The sequence below is a fragment of the Paenibacillus sp. FSL R5-0928 genome (assembly GCF_037970385.1).
Classification (GTDB): Bacteria; Bacillota; Bacilli; order Paenibacillales; family Paenibacillaceae; genus Paenibacillus_AQ; species Paenibacillus_AQ odorifer.
Genome location: NZ_CP150225.1, coordinates 5,062,797 through 5,081,816, shown reverse-complemented (window position 1 = coordinate 5,081,816; position 19,020 = coordinate 5,062,797). Strand labels below are relative to the sequence as shown.

15 protein-coding genes and 1 other annotated feature are annotated in these 19,020 nt (G+C 44.2%); of the genes, 11 read left to right on the top strand and 4 right to left on the bottom strand.

Annotated elements, in window-relative coordinates:
- Positions 1–29: 29 nt before the first annotated feature.
- The 3 genes from MKZ16_RS23040 to MKZ16_RS23030 are packed head-to-tail and all read right to left on the bottom strand — an operon-like array spanning position 30 to position 4,358.
- Positions 30–1,313, bottom strand: a complete 1,284-nt coding sequence (locus MKZ16_RS23040; RefSeq protein ID WP_076104375.1) for an extracellular solute-binding protein — start codon at positions 1,311–1,313, stop codon at positions 30–32.
- Between the two features lie 18 nt (positions 1,314–1,331).
- A complete protein-coding gene (locus MKZ16_RS23035; RefSeq protein ID WP_036682902.1) occupies positions 1,332–2,576 on the bottom strand; it encodes a response regulator in 1,245 nt (414 codons plus the stop codon).
- A gap of 12 nt (positions 2,577–2,588) precedes the next feature.
- Entirely contained in the window at positions 2,589–4,358 is a 1,770-nt protein-coding gene (locus tag MKZ16_RS23030) for a sensor histidine kinase (protein ID WP_036682901.1), read from the bottom strand.
- 346 nt (positions 4,359–4,704) lie between these two features.
- Between MKZ16_RS23030 and MKZ16_RS23025 the strand changes: the two genes are divergently transcribed.
- The 8 genes from MKZ16_RS23025 (at position 4,705) to MKZ16_RS22990 (ending at position 14,314) form a co-directional block, all read left to right on the top strand.
- Positions 4,705–6,936, top strand: coding sequence for a stalk domain-containing protein (locus MKZ16_RS23025; protein ID WP_339814751.1), 2,232 nt, complete (start codon positions 4,705–4,707; stop codon positions 6,934–6,936).
- A gap of 220 nt (positions 6,937–7,156) precedes the next feature.
- Positions 7,157–7,618 carry a transcriptional repressor gene (locus MKZ16_RS23020; protein ID WP_036682896.1) on the top strand — a complete coding sequence of 154 codons (462 nt, stop codon included), beginning with the start codon at positions 7,157–7,159 and terminating at the stop codon, positions 7,616–7,618.
- Between the two features lie 2 nt (positions 7,619–7,620).
- Positions 7,621–7,884 (top strand): membrane protein insertion efficiency factor YidD, encoded by a 264-nt coding sequence (gene yidD / locus MKZ16_RS23015; protein WP_036682893.1) that lies wholly within the window; start codon positions 7,621–7,623, stop codon positions 7,882–7,884.
- Between the two features lie 40 nt (positions 7,885–7,924).
- Positions 7,925–8,185: a binding site (T-box leader), on the top strand.
- Between the two features lie 47 nt (positions 8,186–8,232).
- Entirely contained in the window at positions 8,233–10,245 is a 2,013-nt protein-coding gene (gene metG, locus MKZ16_RS23010; RefSeq protein ID WP_076104376.1) for a methionine--tRNA ligase, read from the top strand.
- A 208-nt stretch (positions 10,246–10,453) separates the two neighbouring features.
- Positions 10,454–11,443, top strand: coding sequence for a zinc ABC transporter substrate-binding protein (locus MKZ16_RS23005; protein ID WP_256718580.1), 990 nt, complete (start codon positions 10,454–10,456; stop codon positions 11,441–11,443).
- Positions 11,444–11,477: 34 nt separating this feature from the next.
- Positions 11,478–12,227, top strand: coding sequence for a metal ABC transporter ATP-binding protein (locus tag MKZ16_RS23000; protein ID WP_036682888.1), 750 nt, complete (start codon positions 11,478–11,480; stop codon positions 12,225–12,227).
- A gap of 378 nt (positions 12,228–12,605) precedes the next feature.
- Positions 12,606–13,409, top strand: coding sequence for a metal ABC transporter permease (locus MKZ16_RS22995; RefSeq protein WP_036682884.1), 804 nt, complete (start codon positions 12,606–12,608; stop codon positions 13,407–13,409).
- Between the two features lie 191 nt (positions 13,410–13,600).
- On the top strand, positions 13,601–14,314 hold the full coding sequence (locus tag MKZ16_RS22990) for a cytochrome c biogenesis protein CcdA (RefSeq protein ID WP_036682883.1): 714 nt from the start codon (positions 13,601–13,603) through the stop codon (positions 14,312–14,314).
- 20 nt (positions 14,315–14,334) lie between these two features.
- Here the strand turns inward: MKZ16_RS22990 and splB are convergent, their stop codons facing one another.
- The gene (gene splB / locus MKZ16_RS22985; RefSeq protein ID WP_076104379.1) at positions 14,335–15,411 is read right to left on the bottom strand and encodes a spore photoproduct lyase; all 1,077 of its coding nucleotides are present in this window, start codon (positions 15,409–15,411) and stop codon (positions 14,335–14,337) included.
- Positions 15,412–15,604: 193 nt separating this feature from the next.
- On the opposite strand from splB, the gene mntR reads away from it, so the two are divergent.
- From mntR to MKZ16_RS22970, 3 genes are all read left to right on the top strand, one after another.
- Entirely contained in the window at positions 15,605–16,030 is a 426-nt protein-coding gene (mntR, locus tag MKZ16_RS22980; protein ID WP_036682880.1) for a transcriptional regulator MntR, read from the top strand.
- A 263-nt stretch (positions 16,031–16,293) separates the two neighbouring features.
- Positions 16,294–17,982 (top strand): family 10 glycosylhydrolase, encoded by a 1,689-nt coding sequence (locus tag MKZ16_RS22975; protein ID WP_076104380.1) that lies wholly within the window; start codon positions 16,294–16,296, stop codon positions 17,980–17,982.
- 88 nt (positions 17,983–18,070) lie between these two features.
- Positions 18,071–19,000 (top strand): patatin-like phospholipase family protein, encoded by a 930-nt coding sequence (locus MKZ16_RS22970; RefSeq protein WP_036682875.1) that lies wholly within the window; start codon positions 18,071–18,073, stop codon positions 18,998–19,000.
- The last annotated feature ends 20 nt before the right edge of the window (positions 19,001–19,020 follow it).

Here is a 19,020-nt window from a genome sequence, read left to right as displayed (position 1 = left end):
GCCGGGGAGAGCCTTTTTTATGATATTACTTAGCGGAAGGAGCTGTCTATTTGCTTTGCGGCTTGAACAGCTAGGGTCCAAGCCAGTTCAGGAGTTAGCTCGCCTTTTTCAGCTTTGGTCAAGTATTCGAGCATGCTTGTCTCCACGTCAGCGTGATGAGGGCCGTAATAGGTCGGAATTACTGTTTTTGCTGCTGAAGAAAGGGTCAGACCAAGCTCTGAATTAGGAAAATAAGGATCATGCAGATCGTGGATCTCTGGGTCATCATAGATTTCGGGGGTGGAAGGGAAAGCCCCTTGTACCTTGAAAGAAACCAATTGCTGCGTTGGTTCGGTTAGCCATTTAATAAGAGCAAAGGATTCATCAGGATGATTACCTGTCTTTGGTAAGGTCAGAACGGAGCCTCCGCGATTAGCGCTGTTTTCTGGGATTTGTGTTACATTCCATAAACCGCTGGCAGTTGGAGCACTGCTCTTGATATGACCAATCATCCAAGCCGGACAGAGCATGACTGCAAAATCTCCGTTGAGCAGGCCTGCACCCCAGCGTTGCGTATCCACTGCAATACTGGCGGACAGATTTAGCTTAAGGGCTTGAATTGAGAAGTCCCAGGCTCGTTTGACCGCTGGATTATTGTCGAGGATCAATTCTTGCGTTGTGGGACTGTAATATTGAAGCTTGGACTGACGTAGAAGGGTGAGATAGAGGTTCTCCAAGTCATTTACAAAAGCTTTTCCTGTTCTCTCCTGTACTTTGGTGCCCGCTTCAAGGAATTGCTCCCAAGTTTGGATTTCTTTAGCCACTTCCTCTGGTTTAGTAGGGAGACCTGATAATGCGAATATATCCGTTCGATATAACATGGCATAGGGTCCAATTTCCGTTGGTAATCCGAAAATAAAATCATTACCCAGCACCTCCTGCCACTTCCAATTCAGAAATTGGTCCTTCAGATTGTCAGCTTCAAAAGTTTTTAGGTTATAAAAATAATCAGGGAACTGTTTGAAGCGATCCAAATAGCTAATATCAATGGCAGCCACGTCCGGGGAACTATAACCTGCTGCGAATGAAGTCTGTAGCTTGGCTGGAAGCTGCGTGGAGGTGGAGGTCTGAATATGAATCTCTAGCTCGGGATGTTGAGATTGATATTGGTCAATGAGCGACTCAAGACCTGATCCGGCAGTGAGCCAGATGTTCAGCTGTATCGGGTCTTGTAAAGCGGTATCTTCCTTGGAAGGGGAGAGCTGACAACCACTTGTATTAAGCAACAAGCCAAATGTTAATAGGACAGTAATCAACTTACCATTTACATTCAAGAGAAACACACCTCTACTTTATTTGTTGTGCTTCTGAAATTCCTGAGGAGTCATCCCCATGTATTTCTTAAAAATAAGGCTGAAATATGCAGGATCCTTAAAGCCTACTAATTCGCTAACCTCATATACCTTGAGAGTAACATTCTCTAATAATTCAGTAGCTTTTTGAATACGAAGTTTGGTAAGGAAGCTAGAGAAAGGTTCCCCTACATCATCTTTAAACAATCGGCCGAGATAGGTAGGATTCATATACAGTTCATCTGCGATCATTTTGAGGGAGAGATTCTCTTGGAGCCGGGAATTCATAACCTCAATCATCATAGAGATTACCCTACGCGTTGCCTTTACTTGTAATTGTTCAGCGAGCTGTGGAGAAGCCGAATGTATGGTGAGGTCTCTGAAAAAGATAACGGATGGCGTACTCTCTTTTTTGACCTGCTGACAAGCTTCCAGACTCTCATGATAGGCGGTTGCGAGCGCCCCCAATTGATAGTGAGGGTTGGAGACCCCTGCACAGAATGGCGATTTCAGAATACCCGACAGCTTATGCAGCAGTTCTTGTGTCAATACCTCATCCACGCCGTTAGGCTGCTCAAGAGGATAGAATAATAGCATGATGGCTTCCTGCTCCTCTTGAATACCAACAACATTGGCGTACAGCGCAAAACATTCTTCTAATATATTAACGACCGCTGCATACATGGCTTGTTCCGACCAGTTCTGCGGCATGCCTACTCCAAGATGGTTTACGGTTATGACTACAAAGGAATGAAAAGGAGGAATAAGTTGTTCTTCAAAATAGGGTAACGGGATGCCGTAAAGAAGATCAGATAAGCGTTTCTCCCGAAGGTTTTTTTCTCTCAGCTGCGTTAATTGCCTCTGCTGTTTCTTCAATTGAAGACGTTCATATACGCCTGTTGCGACTTCAAGAATATGTTCTACTGAATTTGGTTTAACCAAATATTCCTTTACACCATAACGGATGGCTTGACTAGCATAGGTGAAATCCTGATAACCTGTGAGCAGCACGGTTTCAGTGTCTGGATAACATTCATGGATATGCTTTGCAAGTTCCAGTCCATCCATGCCGGGCATTCGTATATCGGATATCACCAGATCAACCATATGCTCTTTTAACAGTTGCACAGCTTCTAAACCGTTCTCTGCCGAGCCAATAATGCTAAAGTTATGATTCGCACTTCCCAGCATTTCTGACAGAGAACGGCGAACAAAACTTTCGTCGTCCACGATTAACACATTCATCGTTGTGCCTCCTTAACTTTGATCATACTGTAATGGAACAGTGACTTTCACAAATAAGCCACCAAGCTCGCTTGTTGATAGCTGTAGACCAAATTCCTGTCCGTAGATCAGCTCTATGCGATGATTTAGATTGGATAGTCCAATTCCGGTATGAAGCAGCTTCTCCGGATTAACCTCACCGCCGACTAATGCGTCTGCCATACTTTCCTCGCTCATGCCGTCCCCGTTGTCTTCTACAGTTAACACCAGAGATGTTCCTTCACTATAGGCACGTATGCGAATTAGCCATACTTCCCGAAGTGTGGGTTCAAGTCCATGAGTAATGGCATTTTCGACAAGTGGCTGAAGGGTTAATTTCATAAGCTGGCCATTCATAACCTCAGGATTTACAAAAAGATCAATCTGCAATTTGTCCTCGTAGCGCAGCTTCTGGAGAAAAATGAACCGTTCTAATTGCTTTAAATCCTCCTCAACTGTAACGAATTCGGATCCGCGGTCAATGCTATAGCGGAGCAGGTCACTTAGAGCGAGTACCATTTGGGACTCTTCCTGCATGCGTTTGTTGGCGAGCGACCAATAGATTGTATTCAAAGTGTTATAAAGGAAATGCGGGCGGAATTGCGCTTTGAGTGCTACGATCTGAGCTTGCTTTTCACTGATCTGCTTGCTGGATAGGTCAGCGATAGTATGATCCAGGTTTTGGAGCATCGAATTATAGCTTGAATAAAGGATAGCCATTTCTTTGTTCATGGTTGTTTTTACAAAAGGTAAAGTAGTTCCCCGTTCGACATTGCTCAGCTTGGTTGCCAGATTACGAAGGGGCTTGGATAGGGTCCAAGAGAAAAAGAAAGTGAATAGTAGGGCAGCGCCCATCCCCAGCAGGCCAATTAAAATAATATTCCGGCGAATCGTATTTAAATCTTTGACAGCGTCTTTAGAATCAATGTAAGCAAAAACGCTCCACTCGCTATAGTCGGAATAGGCATAGGATACGAATAGATTGCGTGAGTTTATTTTTTGTGGAATGATTCTGGCTTTATGATTGCTGAATTGTTTTAGAAGCCCGTCGTTCATATAGAGTCCAATTTCTTTTGGATCTGTGGAATAGACAATGGTATTAAATGAATCAACAACTTGGATTTTCTCATTTTTGCCGAGGTGAAATTGGCTGACAGCGTTATGGATAACCTCGACAGGGAGGACAAGAAACAGGGTTCCTAACCGGTTTAGATCATTCCAATCATTAATTTGTCTGGCACCCATCACCACAGGGATATTACCGTTCTGCCATACATCTACACCGAACCAGACCATTCGGCCTTTATTCTGTGCTATAGCCGGAAACCAATAAGCATCACGGATTTCCTTTTCGCTGTCCCAGATGACCTTTAAGGAACTGCTGTTGGTATACACCTGATCATCGGACAGCCCGAGCAGCTTGAACTGGATGTCAGAGTTTATGGAACGTGTCTGTTGATCTATGTAACGAGTAATTTCCATGGCGTCTGTACGAGGTGAACGTGACAACGCTAAGTCTCCCAAGGTTTCTTGAATCAAGGGACTGAACATGATCGTAGAAGAAAGCTTATCGTTATCCTGAAGAATTGCGTCCATTTTACCTTGAAGTTGCTTGACGGATTCCAGGATATATTGGTTGGAGCGGTTTAAAACAGCTTGAGAGGAAGAGCGGTAGGACAAAAAAATGGTGAATCCTACGATGGTGAAGATGATTAGAGAGAAGCCCATGATTAATTGAACGAGGATGGAGATTTTTTTGGACATGTTATCCCTCGCATGTAAAAGATATTCTTCCATACATTGTAACAAAAGCAAATGAAAGCGAATATAGTCAGACGAAAAATAAACATATTTATAGAAAAAATCTCATTTTTTTCAGGGGAAACAGCGTGGTTGTAGAATGTTATTTAATACAGCGTTAATCTTTCTTTACTTAATAATGAAACTTTTTATGGTGGCATGCGTCTAATACTATGTTTGTTATGACGATCGTGGCAAAAGCTTTTTGCCGCCCTATCGTGGGTGGTAGCATTTTGCGGGGAATATAAGAGGAGTATGAAAAAGATAGAGTCCTACTTATATTTACAAATAGGAGCAGAGGAGTTATATCATGGATTTGAAAAAGTTAACGTTAGTTGCTGTTTTGGCTGTATCTCAGGCCGCCTCGGCAGTGCCGGCTTTTGCTGAAGCTGTCAATAATACCCCAAGTAATACTACTGTAATAGGGACAGTTGTTTCAGCTGCGCCGGAGGTAATGCCAGAATCTACCGATCCATTGCCGCCATTGCCGACGGAGACGCCAGGAGGAGTAGTGTCACCAACACCAACTCCTATTCCTGCAGAGACAGTTGATCCTACCACTACTGTTGAACCTACAGCAACAATTGAACCTACTGCAACACCGCTTCCAACTGCAACACCTGGAGTTACTACAGAACCTACTACAACTACAGATGGTGCTCGTGCTGCGGCTAGCAATCAGCTTATCCTTATGATGAACAGCAACAAAATGTATCAGAACGGCCAGGAATATTTAGCTAATCAGCCTATGGCAGTGAAAAACGGCGTGTCCTACGTTTCGATCCGGGCTATGGTAGAACGTGTAGGTGTGAAATACGTTTATGATTATAAAACGAAAGAAACCATTGTTACCAAGGGAAGCGACGTTATGCGCTTTAAGACCGACAGCAAGGTCTATACAGTTAATGGTGAAAAGAAGACAATGAAAGGTCCAGCTTACCAATACAAGGGTACTTTCATGGTTCCATTGACATCCATAACTGGGGCACTGGGCATTCCTTACACCGTTGATAATGTACAAAAGCGGGTAATCCTTACATTAAACAACAAACCTAAAGCTTCTTTCACAGTGCCAACTGAAATTTACGCCGGCGAACCAGTGACCTTCGTTACCTCCAGCTCGTCACCAAATGGTGTAGCTATTGTGGATGAAAGCTGGGGAGGTAACAAGCAGGATATCTATGATCAACCAGGATATTATGTAGTAACCTATTCCGTAATGGATGCGAATCAACAGTGGAGTGATCCTTACTCCATGACCATCACAGTGCTTAAACCTAATACACCTCCAGTTGCTAATTTCACTACAGACAAGGATTCATATAAGATGGGTGAAATGATTACTTATACCGATCTAAGTAACGATCCTGATGGTGATGAAATTACCGTAACTTGGACGAACAAAGCAGAAGCTTTCTTTACTCCGGGTCCAGCGACAATTGCTGTCCAAGTAAAAGATTCACATGCCGCGATCAGTACCTTTGAGAAAACCGTTAATATTTCGGATGAAATCTTGTACAGTAAAGAAGATTTCAACAGATTATTTGCATCTCCGGGCAGTGTGTTTAGCATCGATGGATCGATGGTTCCTACTTGGCAGCAAGTAGCTTATAATCTTTCTTCCGAGCCTTATAAACTAATTCGCAGCAACAGCCCAGAAACGGTGTATACAGAAGGTGTTACTTACCGTGAGACTTCATTAGGTAAAACCCGCTTCTTGATTCACCACAAGAATAACCTGAATATTAAAGCTAAAGTGTATGTGATTGCTACGAATAACAATCTTTACCCAACTACGCTTACAACAGAATATGTTGGCTTTGCAGGCCCAAGCACATATCCTGAAGGTACAGGTAAAATGTCTGTAGAACGTTATTGGAAATCTATGCTTACAAATGAGCATTATAAAACGATTGTTCTGCAACCCGGGGAAAGCGTCTCAATTCTGACGGATCTAAACCAAATTGCGATGAAACCAAGTGAAATTGTTTCACTGCAAGCGGACTTATTTAGTGATTATCCAATCGATTATAATGTCATGTTAATTGATGCGAATAAAGATCCACTGACTACACTTCCAACACTTCCAGTTCTGGATCAAGACGGAGTGCATAATCGGGGAACTTACGAAGATTCTACTCGTATTATCACGGTTACCGATGAGGTAGGAAAAACCCCTGCAAAACTTCTGCTAGGCGATAATTCCAGTGATAAGAACCTGGCTGGCGTAGACCCAATGGCAGGTACGGAAGCATCCAATGCCGGTAATTTCGGGGTATTATACAAGATCAGATTCGAAAATGTTGCACCAAACTCCTTGATTACGTTTAATCCACGTGGCGGTAACTATATGGGGCCGGTTATGGTTAATAATCAAATCGTGCATATGCCAAGCGTGGGAAGTCTTGCTAATGCTGATATGAACAGTGTGGTTTATCGTAGTGGTGAGTATGGCGGCAGTGTGGAGATTTTGTTCACAGCAGCTTCAGGCAGTAACTTGCCGGTCAATTTCCTCATCACTCCACTTCCAGCAAAGAAATAACAGAATAGGAATATCCCTATAAGCTCTATTGGGGAATTATCTACAATATAGGCCCGGCTGAATATTCCGTAAAGGAATACGCAGCCGGGCTTTTGTTTAAATATAATAATTCATTGGTTATGTAGGGGTGCTTCATTGTGCTTCATTGACGGGGCATTTATTTTGGGGCATTATTAAGAGAGTGAAATATAAATGAACTGATCTTATGGGAGATGAGCGTATGCTGTCGACAGAACAAATATTAGAAGTCATGTCGGGGCAAGGACTGCGAATCACCGACCAACGCAAAACGCTTGCCCAGTTATTCGGCGAGAATAAGGGATATTTGTCAGCGAAGGATGTATATGAGCATATGGGCCGCAAGTATAGCGGGCTTAGCTTTGATACGGTGTACCGCAATCTTCGTGTAATGGAAGAGCTTGGTGTGCTTGAACAGATTGTCTTTGAAGACGGAGTGAAGTTCAAGGGAAGCTGCAATCATCAGGATCATCACCATCATATGATCTGCCTTCAATGCCAAAAGACCTACCCGATTAATTTCTGCCCGATGAATTTAACGGATACACCCGATCAATTCCGGGTAGTCAAGCATAAATTTGAGGTGTTCGGTTATTGCAAAGAATGTGAAGAGAACCGGGAAGAAGAACTAGTTGCAGCATCAGATAAACAAAAGGGACTTTAGAAATGGTGACCCTACGCAGAACGATTCAGGCGCCTATTCGGGTGTACCGCAGGTACATTTCCCCTATTAAACCAGCAACCTGTCGCTTCTATCCAACCTGCTCTGCCTATGCCTTGGAAGCCATTGAAGTCCATGGTCCACTGAAAGGCTCATGGCTTGCAGCTAAGCGGATTGCCAGATGTCATCCCTTTCATCCTGGAGGACTTGATCCTGTGCCGCCGCTTCAAGATGAATCTGCTGAGAAGGATTCTGCCCCTGCGACTTGACATGGTGCCTTACCTTTGGGTATATTCACAAGTAATAGTATGAATTCCGAAGAACGGATAAGTAAATCGTTACGTCCATTACAGAGAGCCGGAATGTGCTGAAAGCCGGTATGGAGCGTTAGATTGAATATGGTCCGGGAGGAACTGTGTTCGAGCGGGGACTGCAATTGAGGTTCACGTAAGATAACAGCGTGATCCAGCGTTAATGGACAGTTCCCGCGAGGGAACTGGCGAAGCCTGTGCTCTGTGAAGAGACAGGAAATTTGGGTGGTATCGCGTGAGTTATACTCTCGCCCCATTATGGGGACGGGAGTTTTTTGTTTTTTAATAAGAAAGGATGATTACCGAATGAGTGAGAAAAAAACGTTTTACCTAACGACACCAATTTATTATCCGAGTGACAAGCTACATATCGGACATGCTTATTCAACCGTGGCAGGAGACGCAATGGCCCGTTACAAACGTCTGCGCGGCTACGAAGTGCGTTATCTAACCGGTACAGACGAACATGGACAAAAGATTGAGCGGAAGGCAGAGGAAGCAGGAAAGACCCCTCAGCAGTTCGTAGACGACATTGTTGTTGGTATTAAGGAGCTATGGCGCAAGCTGGACATTTCGAACGATGACTTCATCCGTACTACGGAAGAGCGTCATAAAAAAGTGGTACAGGATATTTTTGATCGGTTGCTGCAGCAAGGAGATATCTATAAAGGTGAATATGAGGGCTGGTATAGTATCCCAGATGAAACCTTTTACACAGAAACGCAATTAGTTGATATTGTGCGTGATGATAACGGTGTGATTACTGGTGCAAAAAGCCCAGATAGCGGCCACCCGGTTGAGTTGGTGAAGGAAGCAAGTTATTTCTTCCGGATGAGTAAATATGCGGATCGGTTACTGCAATTTTACGAGGAGAATCCAGAGTTTATTTTGCCGGAATCCCGTAAGAACGAAATGATTAACAATTTCATCAAGCCCGGACTGGAAGACCTGGCAGTTTCCCGCACAACCTTTGATTGGGGTGTAAAAGTTAAGGGCGACGAGAAGCATGTCGTGTACGTGTGGATTGATGCTTTGACTAACTATATTACTGCTCTGGGTTATGGTTCCGAGGATCGCACCTTGTATGACAAGTTCTGGCCTGCGGATGTACACATCGTTGGTAAAGAAATCGTTCGTTTCCATACGATTTACTGGCCGATCATTCTGATGGCGCTTGGTGAACCCCTTCCGAAAAAAGTATTTGCCCATGGCTGGTTGCTCATGAAAGATGGAAAAATGTCGAAATCCAAAGGTAACGTAGTTGATCCTGTGACACTGATTGATCGTTATGGCTTGGATGCATTACGTTATTACCTGCTGCGCGAGGTACCATTTGGTTCTGATGGCACGTTCACACCGGAAAGTTTTGTAGACCGGGTTAACTATGATCTTGCCAACGACCTGGGTAACTTGTTGAACCGTACAGGGGCTATGGTTGAAAAGTATTTTGCAGGCGAGATTCCGGCATATGAAGGAAATGTAACAGCATTTGATGGTGAGCTTCAAGCTGCAGCTGAGAATACTTATGCCAAAGTAGAAGAAGCTATGGAAAAAATGGAGTTCTCCGTGGCGCTGACAGCTATCGGAACATTCATTAGCCGCACCAACAAATATATCGATGAGACCCAACCTTGGGTACTTGCCAAAGATGAAAATAGAACTGCCGAGTTGGCTTCTGTGATGAGACATCTTGTGGAAGGTCTGCGTACTGCTTCAATCCTGCTGCAGCCGTTCTTGACACAAACACCAGCGAAGATCTGGGAACAGCTGGGTATTGAGCCTGGTGAGTTAACGACTTGGGATAGCGGTAAGACTTTTGGCCTGATTCCGGCGGGAACAAAGCTGGTGAAAGGCAATCCAATCTTCCCGCGTCTGGATGTGGAGCAAGAGGTAGCTTATATTGCCGAGGCTATGGGCGCTGGCAAAGCTGCGGCTGAAGTGGCGGAAGCGGCTGCTCCTGCTGCTGCGGACTCCGAGCCAGTGGAAGAGCATAAAGAGGAAATCGGCATTGACGATTTCGCTAAAGCAGAGCTGCGTGTTGCTCAAGTTATTGCTGCAGAGCCAGTGAAAAAAGCTGACAAGCTGCTGAAGCTGCAACTGGATCTGGGTTATGAACAACGTCAAGTGGTTTCTGGTATCGCGAAATTCTATACACCGGAAGAGCTGGTGGGACGTAAAGTGATTTGTATCGTAAACCTTAAACCGGTGAAGCTGCGTGGGGAGTTGTCCCAAGGGATGATTTTGGCGGCTTCTAAAGGTGACCAGCTAACGATCGCTACCGTGCCGGACAGCATGCCAAACGGAGCAGTAGTGAAATAAGACAATACTGTTGTAGAAATTTTTTAATGAGGTTGCTTGAACAAGAGAATGCTCCTTCAGCCGGGTTGGTTGTGGGAGCATTCCTTTTTTATTAAAGGCGATATTGCCGTTTCTTTTTGGATACTTTGTTGACTTATCGTAACGATTACTATTATACTACTAATAGTAAAATTTACGATTTGAGGGGTAGATCAATATAATGGCAGCAATGAAATCGCGTATAATTTTGCTCGTCCTTGCACTGGTACTGGTATTTACACTAAGTGCATGCGGACCTAAGAGCAGTGGAAGTATAGTTGAAGGGAAAGTAAATGTAGTTACAACCTTTTATCCTATTTACGAGTTTGCTAAGGAGATTGGCGGGGAAGATATCAATGCTATTAACCTGCTTCCAGTGGGTGTGGAGCCACATGATTGGACACCGCGCAGTCAAGACATTATCAACACTTCTAAGGCACAGCTATTTCTATATAACGGTGCAGGCTTAGAAGGCTGGGTCCCTAACTTTTTAAAAGGCCTTGATAGCAGCAGTAAAGTTAAGGCGGTTGAAGTAAGCCAAGGTATTGATTATATCATGACCGATGAAGATGACGGGCATGATCATGGGGCAAGTGAGGAAGATTCTCATCAAAATGAGGATACGGATCATAACAGTAATGCCTCAGGAGACAGCCTGCATACGGACCCGCATACTTGGGTAAGTCCAAAATCAGCCATTACTATGGCTCAGAATATTAAAGAAAGCCTTCAGTCCGTGGATCCTGAGCATAAAGAAGGTTATGAAGAGCGTTACAATAAGCTTGCTGAACGTCTGCAGGCATTAGATAGTAAATTCAAAGAGGAGCTTGCTAAGCTGCCCAACCATAAGATCGTAGTATCGCATCAGGCTTTCTCTTACCTTGCCCGTGATTATGGATTGGATCAGCATGCGATTATGGGACTTTCGCCGGACGCCGAGCCGCGCGGACAGGATTTAGTGAAGCTTGCGAAAATGGTAAAAGATGAAGGTATTAAGTATATCTTTTTTGAAGAGCTTGTCTCCGATAAACTGGCTAAGACTCTGGCAGCCGAAGCGGGCGTTTCCACTATGGTGCTTAATCCGGTAGAGGGACTTACTGCGGAGCAAGAGAAGAACGGCGATAATTACTTCACTCTGATGGAGAAAAATTTGCAAAATCTGATTATGGCCTTACAATAATAAGGAAAGTATAAGGGAAAGGCGGTACTTAAGCATGCAATCGGTATCCTTGGACTGCCATCAGCATATCATCGATATACAGGATCTTTCTTTTTCATATGGGGAACAGAAGGTGATATCGAATCTTAACTATAGTGTAAGAGAACGAGATTTCCTTGGTATCATTGGTTCTAATGGTGCTGGTAAAACAACATTGATGAAAATGATCGTCGGCTTGCTTCCGGCGAGCAGTGGTGAAATTAAATTATTCGGAACGCCTGTCCGCAAGTTTAAAGACTGGGAACGGATCGGATATGTTCCGCAAAAAAATGCTTTCAACCCATTGTTTCCAGCAACGGTGCGTGAAGTAGTTCTGTCAGGTCTATATAATAACAAGAATCTGATCCGCAGAGTATCTAAGGCTCAGCATCGTCAATGTGAGGATGCACTTGAAGTCATGCGGATACAAGATATTGCGGAGAAAAGAGTAGGCCAGCTGTCAGGCGGTCAGCAGCAGCGTGTTTTTCTGGCTCGGGCGCTGATTAACCATCCTGACCTGCTGATTTTGGACGAACCTACCGTGGGTATTGATGCCGAATCACAAGCGGGATTCTTTGAATTAATTACGCATATGCATGCTCATCATCATATGACCTTCCTGATGGTGTCGCATGATATCGACATGATTAAAAATTATTTAGGTCATGAGCCCGTGCAGACAAATGGTAAAATCAACTTTTACTCCCGCCACTCACATGATCTCCAGAATTGCACAGAAGAGAACCTGCAGCACACGCTCTCTTAAGTCATAATTGAACTCTGAACAGGGGTGCCTCTGTTCTCAGGGCATACATAACTTGCGTGTGGAAGTTAGTCAGTAGACATGGTTTTATTAAGAGGTATTTTAACCTTGTTCCTATTTCTTATTTTCTCTTACCTAAGCACCACCAAAGTACAAGCGTGTCCCTTTAGGGACGAAAGCGATCTTTCCCCGACCTATCTATGTTCAGTAACACTAACTCCTACGCTAGTTGCACTTAACGGGTGTCCAGAGGGCAGAGCCCTTGGGGCCCTCCCTTGGAAGGGAGGGTTTGGGAGGGATCGAAAAAGGTTTGAAAAAGGTTTGAAAAAGGTTTTAAAATGGTTTTAAAATGGTTTGAGTTTGTATGAAGGAGAGTTTAAGTTGGAAATACTATTTAGCGATTTTTTTCAGCGGGCGCTTGCGGGCGGACTGCTGATTGGTATAACAGCGCCGCTTATAGGCGTTTTTCTTGTGCTTAGACGATTATCCATGATTGGTGATACGCTGGCTCATGTTACTATAGCGGGGGTGGCACTCGGTTTTCTAACAGGATTTTATCCGCTGGGCGCAGGCCTTATCTTTGCAGTGGTAGCGTCCTTCGCGATTGAAAAGCTTCGCAAGGCTTATAAGAGTTATGCGGAGCTGTCGATTGCCATTATAATGTCGGGCGGAGTGGCGTTGGCTTCACTCTTTTTCACCTTAGGAAAAGGTTATAATGCGGACGTAATGAGTTATTTGTTCGGCAGCATTTATACGCTCGATAATACTGATTTGATCGTGGTAGGCATAGTGACTATAGCTGTTGTAGTAGTAGTATCGATGTTCTTTAAAGAGTTCTTTTTGCTTAGCTTTGAAGAGGATGCAGCAAGTGTAAGTGGGCTGCCGGTGAAGCTGCTTAACATGCTGATCACCATCCTGACAGCACTTGTGATTAGCACAGCGATCAAGATTGTGGGCTCGCTATTAGTATCTGCTTTGTTGACTATTCCGGTCGCAATCAGCTTATTGCTATCTCGTAGCTTTAAATCCTCGGTCATCCTGGCGGTTATCATTTCGGAGATTGCCGTTGTAGGAGGACTAGTAGTAGCTGGAGTGTGGAATTTGGCTCCCGGTGCAACTATTGTGCTTTTGCTCATATCATTATTGGTATTAACCTTGATCGGTAAAAAGGGATTGCCAGCATAAACAGCGAATTAAGTAATCGGTATCGCATTAGGCAAGCGTAAACGCCTTCGGTGTCCTTGTAAGGACGATAAGCGTTTAGGTGTGAAATATAAGAAAAGTAATAATGAGAAATTAATCCTTTCTTATATTAAAAAAAGGAGCCATAAGCAGCTCCATGAAGTGACTCGAATGCCGGAAGGAGAGCCGCTATTTTGTCTAATATCAATGCAGGAATTGCTTTAGCTGCAGGGGTGGCATCGTTTATATCGCCATGCTGCTTACCGCTGTACCCCTCTTATTTATCGTATATTACCGGGTTATCCGTTCAACAATTAAAATCAGGCAGCAACTCTAAAGAGGTTCGTATACGCACCCTGACTCATACATTGGCATTTATATTAGGTTTTTCTGCTGTTTTTTACACACTTGGTTTTGGGGCTGGGTTATTCGGGCAATTCTTTAATGGCCAGCGTGATCTGATCCGGCAATTGTCGGCGATTCTAATTATTGTAATGGGTTTATTTTTGCTTGGGATTTTTCAGCCCCAGTTTCTACTTCGCGAACGGAAGCTTGATTTAAAATGGAAACCGGCGGGTTATGTGGGCTCCTTTATTTTCGGGATTGGTTTTTCTGCTGGTTGGTCACCTTGTATCGGACCGATTTTGACGGCAATTATTGCACTGTCGGCAAGCGATCCAGGCACTTGGTTTACATTGATTACCGCGTATAGCATCGGATTTGCTTTGCCATTTTTTCTTTTAGCCTTTTTCCTTGGCGGAGTGAAGCGTATCCTCAAGTATTCGAATCTGCTGATGAAGATTGGCGGCGTCCTAATGGTATTTATGGGTGTTTTGCTGTTCACGGATCAAATGTTCCGGATAACAGTGTGGCTACAAGGAATAACGCCGGATTGGCTAATTTTTTAAAATACAAGAATTTTTAGAGCTTAGGTGAAGTAATCAATACCTGCTTCAGGAAAATGCTCGAAAATCCGCTCTGTGATAAATTCTCGCAGGGCGGTTTGCTGTTCATCCGGATAGACATATTTGTTCTGTCCCCAGCGGCCCCATTTCTTTTTACGTTTCTCCATGTCCATTTCTAGTTTAGATTTCGGGTAACGTTTCTCAATTACAGTCTTGGCTGTTTTGGTGAATCGGTGCTGAATCATTTCAAAGGTTAGACCTTTTCCTATTTCCGGCGGGAGGGTCTTGGCTAATTTGGCCAGCAGCTCCGCGTAGCCTTCCTGCCAGCCGTCATACCAAATAATTGGGGCAATGATGAAACCCAGTGGATAGCCGGCACGTGCGACCTTTCCAGCCGCTTCAATTCGCTCTTCAAACCGCGAGGTAGCAGGCTCGAAATTTTTGATCACATAGTCAGCATTTACGCTAAAACGAATTCTGGTATGTCCGTTATGCTGCAAATCGAGTAGAGGTTCAACATGTTGGTATTTGGTCACAAAGCGCAGGCGGCCAAGGGGCTCCGCTGCCATGAATGTGATGAGTTCTGACAGAGATCCGGTAATATGCTCCAGTCCTAATGGATCTGAGGTACAGGCTGCTTCAAAAGTCGTGATTTCAGGGCTACGCTCCTCGATATATTTTTTGGCGGCGTCAATGATGTCTTCGGTGTTTACATATACACGAATGTAAGGCTTTGCACCTAAAGTAGTCTGCAAATAACAATAATGGCAGTGGCCCATGCAGCCAGTTGCGATCGGAATTGCATAATCTGCGGAGGGTTTGGATTGCTCAAACTTTAAGGTTTTGCGCAGGCCGACTACAAGTGTTCTTTTGGCAATTTTATATTGCTCGACCTCTGTGTCACCCGGGAAATTCATTATGCGGTTATGCGATGTAGTCATGCGATAGGGAATATTGTTAGCCTTCACCCATTCCATGATCCGTTCACCTTTCGGGTAATTTAAAGCATCCGGCTCGAAGAAAACAAGCTCGGGGACAAAAAGGGCTGTAGCTTTTCTGGTTCTCTTTACGGGAGGGGTCTCAGGTGTCACTATAGTCATGAATTCACGCTCCTTCTGAAAGATGAGTAAGTTTATTATGCCTAACTGAGTCTCATTAGAAGCATGGCAATCATGGGTAACTCCTCAGCATGTTCTCTTGAAGGACTTGCCAAGGGGCGTTAGAAACATGTATCATTGTTAGAGCAAGGTTTGGCTCGGCGCCAGGTTCATTATAGAAAAGAGGTAAATTTTAATGCCAACACCCAGCATGGAGGATTATTTGGAGCGCATATATAAGCTCATTGATGAGAAAGGTTATGCGCGGGTCTCGGATATTGCCGAGGGACTGGAAGTACACCCCTCCTCTGTGACCAAGATGATCCAAAAACTGGATAAGGACGAATATCTCATCTATGAGAAATATCGTGGGCTTGTCCTAACCAACAAAGGGAAAAAAGTAGGGAAACGTCTTGTTGATCGTCATCAACTATTGGAAGAATTCCTCGGTTTGATCGGAGTACAGCAGGAATTTATCTATAATGATGTTGAAGGGATCGAGCACCACCTAAGTTGGGATTCGATTACACGTATCGAAACGTTGGTGGAATATTTCCGCCGCGATGAAGAACGTCTGCAGACTTTATATGCTATTCACAATGAACTGGCAAGCGATTCTTGAAATGTTTTTTCCCGAAACGGATACCGTCCTTAAAGTTATGCCCAGCAAGGCTTTGGTGAGCATAAACTACTTGATGGTATAGCCGTTTCTATTTTGTTTAGTGCAACCTTTCCCAGTTTTTAGCGTCAAAACGGATAAGTCCTTTTTCTGGCTGAGATTGATACCGCTCTTTTGAAGGGTGGAATCGGTACATCAACTTGGAGGATTGATCCGTTTTTTCTTTTTTTATTGGATACATATTATTTTAGATTTGGGGAGGAATTATGAATTATCGTAAATGGATGTTGGGATTGCTAGTATTAGTATTGTTTCTGCCTTTATGGTCTCCTGGGGCACGTGCGGCAGCTGTGCAGATTACCATTGAACTGGATGGCGAGGCGCTGGCAAGCGATGTGCCGCCGTATATCACAGCTTCGAATGTAACGATGGTGCCAATTAGCGTCATTAGTAAAGGGTTGAGTGCTGGAGTAGTTTGGAATCAAAGCAGTAAGACAGTTACAATCACGCAAGGAGATACAGAGATCAAGCTGACCAGTGGCCAGAAAAGTGCATTAGTTAATAATGCTTCTGTAGCCCTCGACACCTCAGTACAGATTAAGCAGGGACGGGTTATGGTGCCGCTTCGTTTTGTAAGTGAGCAATTGGGGTTACAGGTTATCTGGGATCAGACTACCAAACATATTTCTTTGTACTCTAATACAGAGCCGCCGCAGGCTGCTGATCCGGAAACGCCAGCAGTACCTACAGCGACTCCAGTCGTTACGCCAACGCCGACCCCAGCCCCTACAGCGACTCCAAAACCGACCTCGCCAACAGTTCCAAGTATCCCTGGTGCGTCGGCTAACAAGGAGATGAAGGGAGCCTGGATCTCTACAGTATTTAATCTGGACTGGCCTTCAGTAGCTTCTGCAGGTAACGAAGCGAAACAAAAACAAGAATTTGATAATCTGCTGGACAAGCTAAAAGCTGTTGGTTTTAATGCTGTTTTTGTACAGGTTAGAACCTCAGCAGACAGCCTATACCCTTCTGTTCTAGTTCCTTGGTCTAAGGTGCTGACCGGCACACAAGGAAAAAATCCGGGTTATGACCCGTTGAGCTATATGGTCAGCGCTGCACATTCACGCGGTATGCAGTTCCATGCATGGTTCAACCCATTCCGCGCGACAACAGATGCTTCTACATCCGCATTAGCAAGTAATCATGTGGCTAAGTCAAATCCGGAATGGATTGTAGACGCAGGAGGTAAAAAATACATCAATCCAGGGATCCCAGCAGCCCGCCAGCATATTATCGATACAGTGTTGGAGGTCGTCAAAGGCTATGATGTAGATGGTGTCCATTTGGATGATTATTTCTATCCTTCAGGTGTATCTTTTGCCGATGATACTGCTTATAAGACTTATAACACGAAGAACCTGTCCTCTAAGGCGGATTGGCGCCGCGATAATATCAATGAATTCGTCCGTCAATTGGGAGAACAGATTCATAAGGTGAAACCGAAGGTTTCTTATGGAATTAGTCCGTTTGGTGTATGGCGTAATATCAAAAAAGACAGCACAGGTTCGGATACCACAGCTGGAGTTACCGCTTATGACGATATGTACGCCGATGTTCGGACATGGATCAAGCAAGGCTGGATTGACTATGTCGCACCGCAAATTTATTGGAGTCTGTCCTTTAGCACTGCCCGCTACGATAAGCTAGTAGATTGGTGGGTTAAAGAGGTAGAGAATACGAATGTTAAGCTCTATATTGGGCAAGCTGCTTATAAGGTTGGAGCAAGTGACCAGAAAGCAGAATGGCAAAGTGGCGACCAAATCATCAACCAGCTTAAATATAATGAGAAATATAAAGAGGTTGCAGGCAGTATTATGTTCAGAGCAAATGACATTGTAGTGCGCAATCCGTTTGGATTATCAAATTTGCTGACCTTTTATTTTCAGTCCAAATAAGATAACTGTTCTAGATAAGGAGTCATGAATACTCCCCCGTGCTCATAGATAAGCAATAGAATCTATGGGAAACGGGGGATTTTTGTGTATGGAGATTAACGCTGTGTTTGAAGGAGGGGGAGTAAAAGGGATTTCTCTCGCTGGAGCAGTTGAAGCCACGGAAAGGGCGGGACGAACCTTTAAAAAGGTCGCTGGAACCTCCTCAGGCGCGATTGTAGCGACTTTACTGGCTGCGGGTTATGAAGGTGAGGAAATGAGTCGGATTATCCAAGGAACTTCTTTTTCATCGTTTATGAAGCGAGCTCCCATTTATAATACGGCTTGGGTAGGTCCTGCACTGCGAGTGTTATTGAAGAAGGGATTGTATTCGGGTGAAGCCTTGGAATCGTGGATGAGATCGCTTTTGCTTAAAAAGGGAATTATCACTTTTCGTGATCTGCCTCCAGGCAAACTATCTATAATTGCTTCTGACATTACCAATGGCCGGATATTGGTCTTACCAGATGGGTTGGAACAGTATGGAATCTCTCCTGAACATTTTGAGGTGGCTAAGGCTGTCCGTATGAGCTGCAGTATTCCTTATTTTTTTGATCCAGTGATGCTCAGGTTAAATGGACAGTCCGCTAGAGGGAAGTCTTTTATTGAGCAATTTGTATACGTTGTGGACGGAGGATTATTAAGCAATTTTCCTTTATGGCTATTTGACGGGATGAATGAGAATAGTAAAGTGCCGGGGAAAAGAATCCCCACCGTAGGGTATCAAACAGTAGGTAAAACCGACCCGCAGCCCCACAGGATTAGGGGACCATTCAGTATGCTGCAAGCTATGGTCAGTACCATGCTGTCTGCTCATGATGAGAAATATATTGAAAATGATAAATATGTCCGCACAGTAACCATCCCAACGCTTGGTATCGGCACGACCCAATTTAATATTACGAAGATGCAAAGCGACGAATTGTATGCCGCCGGACTGAAAGCAGGGGAAGACTTCTTTAAGGAATGGCGCCCCCGATAACAAGCAAGCTTCATAATATC